Annotated in this window: 12 protein-coding genes; all 12 read left to right on the top strand. The window is 67.2% G+C overall.

What is annotated here, in order from left to right; all coding sequences use genetic code 11:
- On the top strand, positions 1-1,532 hold a 1,532-nt coding region (gene thiC, locus INE98_RS04340), incomplete at its 5' end, for a phosphomethylpyrimidine synthase ThiC (protein WP_293536865.1).
- Positions 1,533-1,555: 23 nt separating this feature from the next.
- On the top strand, positions 1,556-2,338 hold the full coding sequence (locus INE98_RS04335; protein WP_293536863.1) for a hypothetical protein: 783 nt from the start codon (positions 1,556-1,558) through the stop codon (positions 2,336-2,338).
- Between the two features lie 76 nt (positions 2,339-2,414).
- Positions 2,415-3,800 (top strand): glutamine synthetase family protein, encoded by a 1,386-nt coding sequence (locus INE98_RS04330; protein WP_293536861.1) that lies wholly within the window; start codon positions 2,415-2,417, stop codon positions 3,798-3,800.
- A gap of 95 nt (positions 3,801-3,895) precedes the next feature.
- Positions 3,896-4,990, top strand: coding sequence for a spermidine/putrescine ABC transporter substrate-binding protein (locus INE98_RS04325; RefSeq protein WP_293536860.1), 1,095 nt, complete (start codon positions 3,896-3,898; stop codon positions 4,988-4,990).
- A gap of 21 nt (positions 4,991-5,011) precedes the next feature.
- The gene (locus INE98_RS04320) at positions 5,012-5,917 is read left to right on the top strand and encodes an ABC transporter permease (protein ID WP_293536858.1); all 906 of its coding nucleotides are present in this window, start codon (positions 5,012-5,014) and stop codon (positions 5,915-5,917) included.
- The gene (locus INE98_RS04315; RefSeq protein WP_293536856.1) at positions 5,914-6,789 is read left to right on the top strand and encodes an ABC transporter permease; all 876 of its coding nucleotides are present in this window, start codon (positions 5,914-5,916) and stop codon (positions 6,787-6,789) included. The genes INE98_RS04320 and INE98_RS04315 overlap by 4 nt, the downstream gene beginning before the upstream one ends.
- Before the next feature lie 6 nt (positions 6,790-6,795).
- Positions 6,796-7,917 carry an ABC transporter ATP-binding protein gene (locus tag INE98_RS04310; RefSeq protein WP_293536854.1) on the top strand — a complete coding sequence of 374 codons (1,122 nt, stop codon included), beginning with the start codon at positions 6,796-6,798 and terminating at the stop codon, positions 7,915-7,917.
- A 1-nt stretch (position 7,918) separates the two neighbouring features.
- The gene (locus INE98_RS04305; RefSeq protein WP_293536853.1) at positions 7,919-8,668 is read left to right on the top strand and encodes a gamma-glutamyl-gamma-aminobutyrate hydrolase family protein; all 750 of its coding nucleotides are present in this window, start codon (positions 7,919-7,921) and stop codon (positions 8,666-8,668) included.
- Positions 8,669-8,689: 21 nt separating this feature from the next.
- Entirely contained in the window at positions 8,690-10,093 is a 1,404-nt protein-coding gene (locus INE98_RS04300) for an aspartate aminotransferase family protein (protein WP_293536851.1), read from the top strand.
- Positions 10,090-11,490 (top strand): glutamine synthetase family protein, encoded by a 1,401-nt coding sequence (locus INE98_RS04295; RefSeq protein ID WP_293536849.1) that lies wholly within the window; start codon positions 10,090-10,092, stop codon positions 11,488-11,490. Before INE98_RS04300 ends, INE98_RS04295 begins: the two co-directional genes overlap by 4 nt.
- Positions 11,491-11,500: 10 nt before the next feature.
- A complete protein-coding gene (locus tag INE98_RS04290; RefSeq protein WP_293536847.1) occupies positions 11,501-12,796 on the top strand; it encodes an FAD-binding oxidoreductase in 1,296 nt (431 codons plus the stop codon).
- 46 nt (positions 12,797-12,842) lie between these two features.
- Entirely contained in the window at positions 12,843-14,648 is a 1,806-nt protein-coding gene (gene lepA / locus INE98_RS04285) for a translation elongation factor 4 (protein ID WP_293536846.1), read from the top strand.
- Positions 14,649-14,812 lie beyond the last annotated feature (164 nt).

Genomic DNA, 14,812 nt, shown 5'->3' with positions numbered 1-14,812 from the left:
GGGCCTCCGGCGCCCACCTGGCCCCCGCCTTCGAAGCCCCGCGGCGAGTCTACCGCGCCCGCGCCGGCGCCGCCGTCACCCAGCTCGAATACGCCCGCCGGGGGCTCATTACCCCTGAGATGGAGTACGTAGCGATCCGCGAGAACCTGCGTCGCCAGGCCTCGGATCCGGCCTTCCGCGACGGCGAGGACTTCGGCGCCTCCATCCCCGACTTCGTGACGCCCGAGTTCGTCCGCGACGAGGTGGCCCGGGGCCGGGCCATCATCCCGGCCAACATCAACCACACCGAGCTGGAGCCGATGGCGATCGGCCGCAACTTCCTGGTCAAGGTCAACGCCAACATCGGCAATTCGGCGGTCCTCTCCACGGTCGCCGATGAGGTCGACAAGATGGTCTGGGCCATCCGCTGGGGCGCCGACACCGTCATGGACCTGTCCACCGGACGGAACATCCACAACATCCGCGACTGGATCGTCCGCAACAGCCCGGTCCCCATCGGAACGGTGCCCATCTACCAGGCCCTGGAGAAGGTCGGAGGCGTGGCCGAGGACCTGAACTGGGAGGTCTTCCGGGACACCCTGATCGAGCAGGCCGAGCAGGGCGTCGATTACTTCACCATCCATGCCGGGGTCCGGCTGGCCTACATCCCCCTCACCGCGAAGCGGGTCACCGGCATTGTCTCCCGTGGCGGCTCCATCCTCGCCAAGTGGTGCCTGGCGCATCACCGCGAGAACTTCCTCTACGATCACTTCGAGGAGATCTGCGAGATCATGCGGGCCTACGACGTGTCGTTCAGCCTGGGGGACGGCCTGCGCCCGGGCTCCCTAGCCGACGCCAACGATGCGGCCCAGTTCGCCGAGCTTGAAACCCTGGGCGAGTTGACCCGCGTGGCCTGGAAGCATGGCGTGCAGACCATGATCGAAGGTCCCGGCCACGTGCCTATGCACAAGATCAAGGCCAACATGGACAAGCAGCTCGCCGCCTGCGGCGAGGCGCCCTTCTACACCCTCGGCCCGCTCACGACCGACGTCGCCCCCGGCTATGACCACATCACTTCGGCGATCGGCGCGGCCATGATCGGCTGGTTCGGAACGGCCATGCTCTGCTACGTCACGCCCAAGGAGCACCTCGGCCTGCCGGACCGCAAGGACGTCAAGGACGGGGTCATCGCCTACCGGATCGCCGCCCACGCCGCCGACCTCGCCAAGGGGCATCCCGCCGCCCGCACCTGGGACGACGCCCTCTCTCGCGCACGCTTCGAGTTCCGCTGGGAGGACCAGTTCAACCTCGGCATGGATCCCGAGACCGCGCGCGCCTACCATGACGAGACACTGCCCAAGGAGGCCTTCAAGACGGCCCATTTCTGCTCCATGTGCGGCCCGAAGTTCTGCTCGATGAAGATCAGCCAGGAAATCAGGGATGCTGCAGCCGCACAGAATGACGTAGCCCGGGGCATGGCCGACATGGCGCAGCGCTTTCGCGACAGCGGCGGCGAGGTGTATGTCCAAACGCGTGCTGGCCCGAAGGCCTAGGTCGACAGACGGAGAAGCCGCTGGTGTTCACTCCCGCCCTCACCTGGATTGGTTACTCAGTCGCTCTGATCCTGGTGCTTGAGGCCGGGTTCCGCGGCCATGCCTGGTACAGGAGACGCCGGGAGATTGCGGGTGAGGAAGACACCTCCTTTGTCGTGTCCGCCGCCTTGACCCTGCTGGCCCTCCTGGTCGCCTTCACCTTCGGCATGGCCCACTCCAACTACGAACTCCGGCGGGATCTCGTGACCGAGGAGGCTACGGCGATCTCGACGACCCATCTTCGCCACCAGCTCCTGGATGATCCCCACAGAGCTGAACTGAATGCGCTGATGGCGGACTATGTGCGTGTTCGCATGTCCTTCAGTACGGACCGGGCCGATCCCGGCGCCTTGCAGGAGACACGGTTGCAGACGGCCCGGCTCCAGACTGCGATCTGGAAGGTCACGGACAGCGCGCTGGATACGCCTTCCGGTCAGCGGGTCTCGGTCCCGCTGCTCAATGCGACGAATGAGATGTTCGATGATGCAGAGCGGCGGTATGCAGCGTTCGACGCGAAGATTCCGGAACGAATTCTGCAAAGCCTGCATGCCTTCGCTCTGGGTTCGGCGCTTCTGGTCGGGCTGTCTCTCGCGGCGTCAGGGTCCAGACACTTCGTCGTGACCAGTGGTCTCTTCATACTGGTCGGCCTCGCCCTCAGTCTTGTCTCGGACATGGACAACGGGGCTTCCGGCAGGATCGTCACCTACCAGGCGCCCATGGAGAGAGTCGCCGCGGCGATCGAGGCCGAGCGACGGGCCGAGCGCTGAGACCTGCGGTCAGGTTGGCGGGCCTGGCCCGGCGTGGCAGAAGGTGTCGCGTCTTCCGCTCCGAGGTCTCCTTGCCATGCCCGTCAATCCCGTCGCCGATCCCGAGGAATGCCGGGCCTTCATGGCCGCCCATCCCGACATCCGGTTCGTCGAGGTTGCCTTCACAGGCATGACCGGGGTGCCCAGGGGCAAGCGGCTTCGCATCGAGGAACTGCCGGCCGTTTATGACTACGGTCGCTTCCTGCCCGGCTCGGTCCTGGTGGTCGACACCCAGGGCGCCGATTGCGAGGCTACAGGGCTTGTCTGGGAGGACGGCGACGCCGATCGCAGGGCCCGTCCGGTCCCCGGGACCCTGACCCCGGCCCCCTGGCTTGGTCCGGATGTCGCTCAGGTCATGCTGTCGATGTACGAGCTCGACGGATCTCCCAATGATCTCGATCCACGCCACGTTCTGCGCAGGGTCCTTGACCGCTATGCGGCCGATGGCCTGACCCCTGTCGCCGCCTGCGAGCTTGAGTTCTATCTGGTGGATCTCCAGAGGGGACCGGGGGGAGAGGTGCTGCCCGCCCGTTCCGTCCGCACAGGTCGGAGGCCTGAGGGCATACAGGTCTATGGGCTGCCGGAGCTTGAGGACCACGCTCCCTTCCTCCGGGAGCTCTGGGCAACGGCCGACATCATGGGCCTGCCGCTCGAGGGCGCCATATCGGAGTTTGCGCCCGCTCAGCTGGAGCTGACCCTGCATCACAAGCCGGACGCCATGGCGGCGGCCGATGACGCCGTGCGCTACAAGCGGGCGGTCAAGGGCATCGCACCGCGGCATGGGTGCGAGGCCACCTTCATGGCCAAGCCCTGGGCCGACAGGGCTGGCAGCGGCTTCCACGTCCATGTCAGCTTCGCCGACGCCTCTGGCGCCAACCTCTGCGCAGACCTGCGGCCCGAGGGATCGGACATGCTGCGTCACGCCATCGGCGGCATGAAGGCCCTGATGGGCGACTGCATGGCCATCCTTGCGCCCAACGCCAACAGCTACCGGCGCTTTCGCGCCAACTCCTACGCCCCCGTGGCCCCGACCTGGGGCGTGAACAACCGGACAGTCTCGCTGCGGGTGCCCGCCGGTCCGCCGCCGACGCGCCATGTCGAGCACCGGGTGGCGGGCGCCGACGCCCATCCCCACCTGGTCCTCGCCGCCCTGCTGGCGGCGGCTCACCACGGGATCGTGAACCGGCTGGACCCCGGGCCGGCGGTGGAGGGCGACGGCTACGCGGCTGCGGCCCGTGACGGTGTGCGCCTGCCGACCGACTGGGTGGGGGCCGTCGACCTGTTCGAGCGGTCCGACGTGCTGCGGGACTATCTCGGTCCGCGCTTTGTCGACATGTTCACGTCGGTCAAGCGCACGGAGCAGGACCGCTTCGGAGCCGTCGTCACCGCCCTCGACTATGACTGGTATCTGGGCAACGCCTGAATCCTGGTCGCCACGTTCGGTTTCGGGATTGATCCCGGCGCTCAGGCGCCGTCTTGTTTCTTCCTAGGACTTGAACTCTTGGGGAGAACCTCCCGATGTCGATGTTTTCCGGACGCGGCGCATCCCGACGCGGCTTGCTGACCGCCCTCGGCGCCGCGGCCATCGGGGTCTCCTTCACCGCCTGCTCGCAGCCGGGTGCGTCCCCCGCCGCCGGCGGGGAAGAGCCGAAGCTGAACTTCTACAACTGGGACACCTACATCGGCGAGACGACCCTTGCGGACTTCAAGACCGCCTCGGGCGTGGACGTCAACATGAGCCTCTTCGCGACAAACGACGAGCTCTTCGCCAAGCTCAAGGCTGGCAATCCGGGTTTTGACGTGATCGTGCCGTCGAACGAGTTCGTGACGCGCATGACCGAAGCCAAGCTGATCCAGCCCCTCGACCATTCGAAGATCCCGAACCTCAAGAACGTTGACCCCAGCTTCATGAACCCGGACTTCGACCCAGGCCGGAAGATGTCGGCGCCCTACACCTGGCTCGTTCTGGGGATCGGCTATCGCAAGAGCAAGGTGAACGGCGTTCCCGACAGCTGGAAGTGGCTTTTCGATTCCGACGCCTACAAGAACAGGATTGCGCTTCTGTCTGAGTCTGCCGACCTGATCCGCCTGGCCGCCAAGTACAAGGGCCACTCCGTCAACAACATACCGCCCGAGCTGGTCGCCGAGATCGAGAAGATGCTCGTGCGCCAGAAGCCGAACATCAAGGCCTTCCATGAGGACAATGGCCAGGACATGCTGCTCTCCGGCGATGTCGACCTCGTCCTGGAATACAACGGCGACATCGCCCAGATCATGACCGAAGACCCGGACATCGGCTTCGTCGTGCCGAAGGAGGGGAGCCTCCTGAACTCCGACACGCTCTGCATTCCCGTAGGCGCCCCCCGCCCCAACAACGCTCACGCCTTCATCAACTATCTGCTGGACGCCGAGGCCGGGAAGAAGATCAGCGAGACCATCCTTTATCCGACCCCCAATGCAGCGGCCAAGGCGCTGATGCCGGCGGACTATCGGGCCAATCCGGTCATCTTCCCCCCCGCCGATGTCCTGGCGAAGTGCGAGTACGGGGCCTTTGAGGGCGCCGAGAAAGCCAGCCTCTACGAGGAAGTCATCACCCGGGTGCGCGCCGCCTGACCTGACGCGGAGCCCTCCAGGATGGAACAGCACTGGAAGTCGGCGAAGGGTCTCTTCGGGGCGGTTCTCGGACCGCCCCTCTTCTGGCTGGTCCTGTTCTTTCTGATCCCGATGGGGATCGTCTGGCTCTATTCCTTCGGGGAGAACCGGGGCCTGACGGACATCGCCCTCACGGGGACATTCGCCAACTATCTCCGGGCCCTTGATCCGCTCTATCTGATGATCTTCGCGAAGTCGGTCGGCATTGCCGCTCTGACCACCCTGATCTGCCTGATCATCGGCTTCCCCGTCGCCCTCGCCATCACCTTCGCCCCGCCCAAGGCCAAGACCTGGCTCCTGCTGGCGGTCATGCTGCCCTTCTGGACGAACCTTCTCATTCGCACCTACGCCCTGATCGCCTTCCTGCGGACCGAGGGCTACATCAACCAGTCCCTGGAATGGGTCTGGAACGGCCTCGGCTCGGCGGTTTCGGTTCTGGGGATCGGCGTTCTGGGCCCCTTCGAGCCCCTGGATCTCCTGCACAACAACTTCGCCGTGGTGCTTGGGCTGGTCTACGTGCACCTGCCCTTCATGGTCCTGCCGCTCTATTCCGCGCTTGATCGGCTGGACACCTCCCTGATCGAGGCCAGCCTTGACCTCGGGGCCGGCCACCTGAGGACGCTCCTGATCATCGTCGCGCCCCTGGCCCTCCCGGGCATTGCATCGGGCGTGGTCATCACCTTCATCCCGGCCCTGGGCTCCTACCTGACGCCTGATCTCCTGGGCGGCCCTGACAGCCAGATGATCGCAAACATCATCGAGCGACAGTTCAAACGGGCCAATGACTGGCCTTTCGGCGCGGCCCTGTCCTTCCTCCTGATGTACATGACCTTCATCGCCATCGCCCTTCAGGCGCTGATGTCGCGACGCCCGAGGGAGCGGGCATGATGGCCCGTCGCTCCGCGCCCGGACCGCTCGAGTACCTGCGACGCTGGCCTTTGCGGCTGTGGCTGGCCGCCGTCGGGATCTTCCTCTACGCCCCGCTGATCGCCCTCATGGTGTTCAGCTTCAACGACAGCCGTCGCAACGTGGTCTGGCAGGGCTTCACCTTCAAGTACTACGAGAAGGCCCTCAACAACGCCTCCCTGATCGAGGCCTTCGTCAACAGCCTGACCATCGCCGCAGTTTCGACCGTTCTCAGCCTGATCCTTGGCGCCCTGGCGGCCCTCGCCCTTTGGCGCTTCCGCTTTCCCGGAAAGACGGGGTTCGATGGCGCCCTCGCCCTGCCCATCGTCGCGCCTGAGATCTGCCTGGGCGTCGCCATGCTGGTCTTCTTCGCCAAGGTTCTGCCGTGGCCGCAGGATCTGCCCTGGCCCCTCAACCTGGGCGCCATCATCATCGCCCATGTCTCGTTCTGTTTCCCCTTCGTGGCGGTCGTGGTCAGGGGGCGGCTGGCCAGCTTCAACAGGGAGCTCGAGGAGGCGGCGCGAGATCTTGGCGCCAGCGAGTGGCGGACATTGAAGGACGTGATCCTGCCGCACATGGCGCCCTCCCTTGTCGCCGGAGCTTTCCTGGCCTTCACCCTCAGCCTGGATGACTTCGTCATCACCTTCTTCACATCGGGTCCGGACACGGTGACCTTCCCGGTCAAGGTCTATTCCATGGTCCGCTTCTCGGTGACCCCAGAGGTCAACGCCGCGTCGACAATCCTGATCCTCGTCACCGTGATCCTCACCGCCGCAGCCCTCAAACTCCAGGGGGATCCCGCCTCGACGGAGGGCGGCCACGCGGCCCGCGACCGCAACCCGAAACGCCACTGAGGCGACATGAGCAAACCCATCATCACCTTCGAGAACGTCACCAAGCGCTTTGGCCGGATGGTCGCGGTGGACAATGTCTCTCTCGCAATCGACGAGGGCGAATTCTTCTGCCTGCTCGGACCGTCCGGATGCGGGAAGACCACACTCCTGAGGATGCTGGCTGGGTTCGAGACCCCGACCGAGGGCCGCATTCTGATTGATGGTCAGGACATTTCGACGACCCCGCCCAATCGGCGGCCTGTCAACATGGTCTTCCAGTCCTACGCCGTCTTTCCCCACATGAGTGTGGCGGACAACGTGGCCTATGGCCTCAAGATCGACCGGGTCCCCGGGGCCGAACGTGACAGGCGTGTGCAGGAGGCCCTTGAGCTGGTGCAGCTGGGCGGCCTCGGCGAGCGCAAGCCCGACCAGCTTTCCGGCGGCCAGCGGCAGCGCGTAGCCCTGGCCCGCGCCCTGGTCAAGCGCCCCCGGGTCCTCCTGCTGGATGAGCCTCTCTCCGCCCTCGACGCCAAGCTCCGCGATCAGATGCGAACCGAGCTGTGCGCGCTTCAGGAGACGGTGGGCATCACCTTCATCATGGTCACCCACGACCAGGACGAGGCCCTTGCCATGGCCAGCCGCTGTGCGGTCATGAACCGCGGCCTCCTACAGCAGGTGGCCACCCCCAACGACCTCTACGAGTTCCCGGGCAGCCGCTTTGTGGCCGACTTCATCGGCTCGGTGAACCTGTTCGAGGGCGTCCTCGCCGTCGATGAACAGGATGAGGCCGTGATCCGTTCGCCGGAGCTTCCCACGGACATCTACCTCGACCACGGGGTGACCGGCGCGAAGGGAACCACCGTCTGGGCGGCCCTGCGCCCCGAGAAGATCGAGCTGCACAAGTACGTCCCGGGTCAGCCACCGCCGGTGCTCGACGACTCTCCCGCCGGCGCCAATCTGGTGCGGGGCGTGATCCGCCACGAGTCCTATCTCGGAAGCGAGAGCACCTACGAGGTGGAGATCGCCGGCGGCCGCCGGGTCAAGGTGCTGAGGTCGAATCTCACCCGGTGGGACCAGGAGGATTTCGCCCTTGGTGAGGAGGTCTGGCTCGGCTGGCACGCCTGCTCGCCCGCCGTGTTGCTGAACTGACATGGCGCGCCCCGTCGCCGGCATCATCTGCTGCACCCGCACCGTCGGGATTGAGCCCGCGCAGGCGGTGATGAACCGCTATGTCGCCTCCGCCATGGCCTATTCCGACGCCGCCGCCCTGCTGATCCCCTCCATGCCAGAGCATATGCGGGCGTCCGATGTTGCTGGCCGACTGGATGGTCTTCTCCTGACCGGCAGCCCCTCGAATCTCGACCCGGCCGTCTATGGAGAGGCGGCCGATGACGCCCCCGGCCCCTTCGACCCGGCTCGGGACTCAATGACCCGGGACCTGATCAGGGCCATGCTCGACCTCGGGCGTCCCGTTTTCGGGATCTGCCGCGGCTTCCAGGAGCTGAACGTGGCGTTCGGCGGGACGCTCCGCCGGGACGTGTCCGAAAACTCCGACCTTCTCATGCACCACGCGCCTGAGGACGTCGGCTTCAACGAGATGTTCGACCACGTCCACGATGTCGCCCTGACGCCCGGCGGGGTCCTGGCCGCGGCCCTGGGCGAGGACCGGATCCGGGTGAACTCCGTCCACTTCCAGGGGGTCTCGCGGCTGGGCGATGGCCTCAATGTCGAGGCCCAGGCCGATGACGGCGTGGTCGAGGCCTTCTCGGCGCGCGTGAACGCCGCCCCGGTCCTCGCCGTCCAGTGGCACCCCGAATGGCGCACGGGCGCGAACCCGCAAAGTCAGGTATTCTTCAATGTCTTCGGGCGGGCCCTCCGGGGCGAACCGCTTGTCCGCTGATCCGCTTCAGGAGTTCCCCGCGTGACTGTTCCGATCCGCAACCACGATATCGCCGAGCTTCGCCGGCTGGACCTGGCGCACCATCTGCCGGCCCAGGCCGACCACAGGCTGATCGCCAGCCTCGGCGGCAGCCGGATCATCACCCGGGCCGAGGGAAGCACCATTTTCGACGGGGAGGGGAACGCCATCCTCGACGGCATGGCGGGGCTCTGGTGCGTGAATGTGGGCTATGGCCGCGAGGAGCTCGCCAAGGCCGCCTACGACCAGATGCTCGAGCTGCCCTACTACAACACCTTCTTCCGGACGGCGACGCCGCCCCCGGTGAAGCTGGCGGCCCGCATCGCCAGCAAGATGGGCGGCCACCTGAGCCACGTCTTCTTCAACTCCTCGGGCTCCGAGGCCGTCGACACGGTCTTCCGCCTGGCCCGCCACTACTGGAAGCTGAAGGGCCAGCCCCAGCGCCGCATCTTCATCAGCCGCTGGAACGCCTACCATGGCTCCACCGTGGCGGGGGTGTCATTGGGCGGCATGAAGGCCATGCATGCCCAGGGCGACCTGCCGGTGCCCGGCGTCGAGCACGTCATGCAGCCCTACCTCTTCGGAGAGGGCTTCGGCGAGGACCCTGACGCCTTCGCCGCCCGCGCCGCCCAGGCCATCGAGGACAAGATCCTTGAGGTCGGCCCCGAGAACGTCGCCGCCTTCATAGGAGAGCCCGTCCAGGGCGCCGGCGGGGTCATCATCCCGCCCGAGGGCTACTGGCCCAGGGTCGAGGCCATCTGCCGCAAGTACGGCATCCTGCTGGTCTGCGACGAGGTCATCTGTGGCTTCGGGCGGCTGGGTCAGTGGTTCGGCCACCACCACTACGGCGTGAAGCCGGACATGATCTCCATGGCCAAGGGCCTGTCCTCGGGCTACCTGCCGATCAGCGCCACCGGCGTGGCCGACCACATTGTGGCCGAGCTGCGCGAGAAGGGCGGCGACTTCGTCCACGGGTACACCTATAGCGGCCACCCGACCGCCGCCGCTGTGGCTCTGGCCAACCTCGACATCATCGAGCGCGAGGGCCTGGTGGAGCGCACCCGCGAGGACACCGGCCCCTACCTGGCCCGCGCCCTGGCCAGCCTCAATGACCATCCCCTGGTGGGCGAGACCCGCTCCCTCGGCCTGATCGGGGCGGTGGAGATCGTCCGCGAGCCCGGGACCAACAAGCGGTTCCTGGACAAGGAGGGTGAGGCCGGTCCGGTGGTGCGCGACCTCTGCATCCGTAACGGCCTCATGGTGAGGGGTATCCGCGACACCATTGTCTGCTGCCCGCCGCTGATCATCACCCATGCCGAGATTGATCGACTGGTCGCCATTCTCCGCAAATCCCTCGACGAGGCGGAGCCTGTCCTGCGGGCGCTGAAACCGGAGGATACAAGATGAGCGCCCGCAAACGGCGTCCACCGCCGGGTGCGCGGGAAAAGCGGGGGGTCGCCTCCCTGGAGGCGGCGGGTCCCTGGCTGGCCAAGCAGTCCATCGAGGAGATCGAGTGCGTGGTGCCCGATCTGGCCGGAGTCGCGCGCGGCAAGATCATGCCGGTCCGCAAGTTCCTCGGCGCGCCCCAGATGAACCTGCCCCTGGCCGTCTTCTACCAGACCATTACCGGTGACTTCCCGGATGAGATGGGGACGATCTCGGCCGTCCAGTCGGATACCGACATCTTCCTCAATCCCGACTTCGCGACCCTCGCCGTCGTGCCCTGGGCTCAGGACCCGACGGCCCAGGTCATCCATGACGCCTTCCATCCGGATGGCCGCCCGGTGCAGGAGGCGCCGCGCCAGGTGCTGCGGCGGGTCCTCGACCTCTACCGGGAGCGCGGCTGGACGCCTCTGGTGGCGCCGGAGCTGGAGTTCTACCTGGTCGACAAGAACACTGACCCTGACTACCCGCTGCGCCCTCCGGTGGGCCGGTCCGGGCGGCCGGAAACCGGTCGGCAGGGATACTCCATCGCCGCGGTCAACGAATTCGACGCCCTCTTCGAGGATATGTACGAGTATTCCGAGGCCCAGGGCCTCGAGATCGACACCCTGATCCACGAAAGCGGCGTGGCCCAGATGGAGATCAACCTTCGGCACGGCGACCCGCTGGAGCTGGCCGACCAGGTCTTCATGTTCAAGCGCACCATCCGCGAGGCGGCGCTGGAACACGACATCTACGCCACCTTCATGGCCAAGCCCATGGCGGGCGAGCCCGGCAGCGCCATGCACATCCACCAGTCCATCCTGGACGCCGATGGACGGCCCCTGTTCTCTGACCGCAAGACGGGCGAGGCGACAGGCGCCTACCTGTCTTTCATCGCCGGCCAGCAGCGGTATCTGCCGGCCATCATGGCCATTCTGGCGCCCTACGTGAATTCCTACCGGCGCATCGCCCGCGGGACGGGCGCGCCGGTCAATACCCAGTGGGGCTATGACAACCGGACCTGCGGACTGCGCGCGCCGCCGTCGGACCCCGCCAACCGGCGGCTGGAGAACCGTATCCCCTCCTCGGACGCCAACCCCTATCTGGCGATCGCCGCCGTCCTCGCGGCGGGCTGGCTGGGGATGAACGAGGGCCTCACGCCTACCGAGCCGGTCGCCACCGACGCGGCGGCCCTTGGGATCGAACTGCCGCGGAACCTTCTGGAGGCCCTTGTGCTCTTCGAGCAGTGCGATCCCCTCCGGAACGTGCTGGGCGAGATCTTCTGCGGCGCCTACGCCACTGTGAAGCGCACCGAGTACGAGGTGTTCATGCAGACGATCAGCCCCTGGGAACGCGAGTTTCTGCTGCTGAACGTCTGAGCCCGCCGCCATGCTCAATGACGGTCACCCCAAGGGCTCCTGGTACGCCGAGACAGCGGCGATCCGCCTGCCGGAACTGCCGGCCCCCGAGGGCGCGGTCCGCACCGGCGTCTGCGTCGTGGGCGCCGGCTTCACCGGCCTGGGCGCCGCCCTGGCCCTGGCGCGGGCGGGGGTCCCCGTCGTGGTTCTGGAGGCCGCCCAGGTCGGCTCGGGCGCCTCGGGGCGCAATGGCGGCCAGGTCCATCCCGGCCACCGGCAGGAACCGGAATGGCTGGAGGCCCGGGTCGGACGCGACCTGACCCGCCGGCTCTGGGACATGGCGGAGGCGGGGCGGGCCCACCTCGCCGGACTGGTCGCCGACGTCGCCCCGGAAGCCGGCTACCGCCCGGGCCTCGTCACCGCCCGCCACCGGCCCGGCGGCGAGGCCGAGGACGCCCGGCACGTAGAGCACCTGGCCCGCGCCTACGACTATCCGCACCTCAGCCTGCTGTCGCGGGAGGCCCTGGCCGAGGAGCTGGGGACGGACGTCTATCATGGCGGCTTCCGCGACGACGGCGGCGGCCACCTGCATTCCCTGAACCTCGCCCTCGGCCTGGCGCGGGCGGTCCTGGCGGCGGGGGGCGTGATCTGCGAGGGCGCGCCGGCCCTGTCCTGGTCCCGCCGGGGCGGCGGCATCGAGGTCGCCACCCCCATGGCCCGAATTACCTGCGACCGGCTGGTGCTCACCGGAGACGGCTACCTGACCGCCATCGCCGGGACAGCCCGGGACCGGGTCATGCCGATCAACAACTTCGTCCTGGTCACCGAGCCCCTCGGGGCGCGGGCGGACCGAATCCTGCGCAGCGGGGCGGCGGCGGCGGACACCCGCTTCGTCGTCAACTATTTCCGCAAGACCGACGATGGTCGCCTGCTGTTCGGCGGCGGTGAGACCTACCGCGAGACCTATCCCGCCGACCTGGCCGGCTATGTCCGCCGCAGCCTCCTGAAGATCTATCCGGACCTGGCGGATATGGGGATCACCCACGCCTGGGGCGGCTCGGTAGGGGTGACGCTGAATCGTACGCCCCTGGTGGCCTCTCCCGCGCCGGGGGTTTCCCTGGCTGCCGGATACTCGGGGCAGGGCGTGATGCTGGCGCCCTATGTCGGCGACCTTCTGGGGCGCGAGGCCCAGGGCGACCGGGCCGCCGCCGAAGCCCTGGACTCCCTGCGCCGACTGCCCGCTCCCGCCTTTCCCGGAGGGCGTCTGTTGAGACGTCCCCTGACCATCGCCGCCCTCTCCTGGTACGCCCTGCGCGATCGGCTCTGAACCGGCCTCGCCCCGGGCCGCCGGAGTGTGCTAAGGGCGCGACGACATGACCACCCCGCTCAGCCGAATCCGCAACTTCTCGATCGTGGCCCATATCGACCACGGCAAGTCGACCCTGTCCGACCGCCTCATCCAGGAGACAGGCGCGCTGACCCAGCGCGAGATGACCGAGCAGGTCCTCGACAACATGGACATCGAGCGCGAGCGGGGCATCACCATCAAGGCCCAGACCGTGCGCCTGGACTACAAGGCCCGGGACGGCGAGACCTATGTCCTCAACCTGATGGACACCCCCGGGCACGTGGACTTCGCCTACGAGGTCAGCCGCAGCCTGGCCGCCTGCGAGGGCTCCATACTGGTGGTGGACTCCAGCCAGGGGGTCGAGGCCCAGACCCTGGCCAACGTCTACCAGGCGATCGACAACAACCACGAGATCGTCCCGGTCCTGAACAAGATCGACCTGCCCGCCGCCGACCCCGACCGGGTCCGCGAGCAGATCGAGGACGTCATCGGCATCGACGCCTCGGACGCCGTCCTGTGCTCGGCCAAGACCGGCCAGGGGATCGCCGACGTCCTGGAGGCCGTGGTCACCCGCCTGCCGCCCCCCAAGGGGGACCCCGACGCCCCCCTCAAAGCCCTCCTGGTCGACGCCTGGTACGACCCCTACCTGGGTGTGGTGGTGCTCGTGCGGGTCATGGACGGGCGCCTGCGCGCCGGCATGAAGGTGCGGATGATCAACGCCGGCGCCGTCCACCAGGTGGACCGGATCGGCGTCTTCAAGCCCAAGCAGACCGAGGTCGACGAACTGGGCCCCGGCGAGATCGGCTACATCACCGCCCAGATCAAGCAGGTGGCCGACGCCGCCGTGGGCGACACCATCACCGAGGAGAAGCGGCAGACCGTCACGCCCCTGCCTGGCTTCCGGGTCGCCCAGTCGGTGGTCTTCTGCGGCCTCTTCCCCGTGGACGCCGCCGACTTCGAGGACCTGCGCGCCGCCATCGGCCGCCTGCGCCTGAACGACGCCAGCTTCACCTACGAGATGGAGACCTCGGCGGCCCTGGGCTTCGGCTTCCGCTGCGGCTTCCTGGGACTCCTGCACCTGGAGATCATCCAGGAGCGGCTGTCGCGCGAGTTCGACCTCGACCTGATCGCCACCGCCCCCAGCGTGGTCTACCGGATCACCCTGACCAACGGCGAGGTGCTGGAGCTCCACAACCCCGCCGACATGCCCGACCCGGTGAAGATCGACACCATCGCCGAGCCCTGGATCAAGGCCACCATCCTGACTCCCGACGAGTACCTCGGCGCGGTGATCAAGCTCTGCCAGGACCGCCGCGGCGTGCAGCGCGAGCTGTCCTACGTCGGTAGCCGGGCCATGGTGATCTACGACCTGCCCCTCAACGAGGTGGTCTTCGACTTCTACGACCGGCTGAAGAGCGTCTCCAAGGGCTACGCCTCCTTCGACTACCAGGTCGAGGACTACCGGGTGGGCGACCTGGTCAAGATGAGCATCCTGGTCAATGGGGAACCCGTCGACGCCCTCTCCATGCTGGTCCACCGCGACCGGGCCGAGGCCCGCGGCCGGGGCATGGTGGAGAAGATGAAGGACCTGATCAGCCCGCACATGTTCCAGATCCCGCTCCAGGCGGCGATCGGCGGCCGGATCATCGCTCGCGAGACCATCCGCGCCCTGCGCAAGGACGTGACCGCCAAGTGCTATGGCGGCGACATGAGCCGCAAGCGCAAGCTGCTGGACAAGCAGAAGGCCGGCAAGAAGCGCATGCGCCAGTTCGGCAAGGTCGACATCCCGCAGGAAGCCTTCATCGCCGCCCTGAAGATGGACGCGGATTAGGACGCGGATGGTTCCCAGGCAGGGAGAGCAGGTCAACGGCGGCCCAGAAGACCCCCTCCGTCCCGCTTCGCGGTCCACCTCCCCCTGATGGGGAGGAATTACGGCGCCAATTGCTCCCCCAAGGGGGAGCTCCGACCGAAGGTCGGTGAGGGGGTCAACGGCGG

The organism is Phenylobacterium sp. (assembly GCF_020253645.1).
Classification (GTDB): Bacteria; Pseudomonadota; Alphaproteobacteria; order Caulobacterales; family Caulobacteraceae; genus Phenylobacterium.
Note: the sequence above shows the minus strand (reverse complement) of the source record. Positions and strands in the feature narration are given on the sequence as shown.

Coding starts and splice junctions, on each gene's coding strand:
- INE98_RS04325 (WP_293536860.1), top strand. CDS start 3,896: ATGTCGATGTTTTCCGGACGCGGCGCATCCCGACGCGGCTTGCTGACC.
- INE98_RS04305 (WP_293536853.1), top strand. CDS start 7,919: ATGGCGCGCCCCGTCGCCGGCATCATCTGCTGCACCCGCACCGTCGGG.
- INE98_RS04290 (WP_293536847.1), top strand. CDS start 11,501: ATGCTCAATGACGGTCACCCCAAGGGCTCCTGGTACGCCGAGACAGCG.
- lepA (WP_293536846.1), top strand. CDS start 12,843: ATGACCACCCCGCTCAGCCGAATCCGCAACTTCTCGATCGTGGCCCAT.
- INE98_RS04320 (WP_293536858.1), top strand. CDS start 5,012: ATGGAACAGCACTGGAAGTCGGCGAAGGGTCTCTTCGGGGCGGTTCTC.
- INE98_RS04315 (WP_293536856.1), top strand. CDS start 5,914: ATGATGGCCCGTCGCTCCGCGCCCGGACCGCTCGAGTACCTGCGACGC.
- INE98_RS04295 (WP_293536849.1), top strand. CDS start 10,090: ATGAGCGCCCGCAAACGGCGTCCACCGCCGGGTGCGCGGGAAAAGCGG.
- INE98_RS04310 (WP_293536854.1), top strand. CDS start 6,796: ATGAGCAAACCCATCATCACCTTCGAGAACGTCACCAAGCGCTTTGGC.
- INE98_RS04330 (WP_293536861.1), top strand. CDS start 2,415: ATGCCCGTCAATCCCGTCGCCGATCCCGAGGAATGCCGGGCCTTCATG.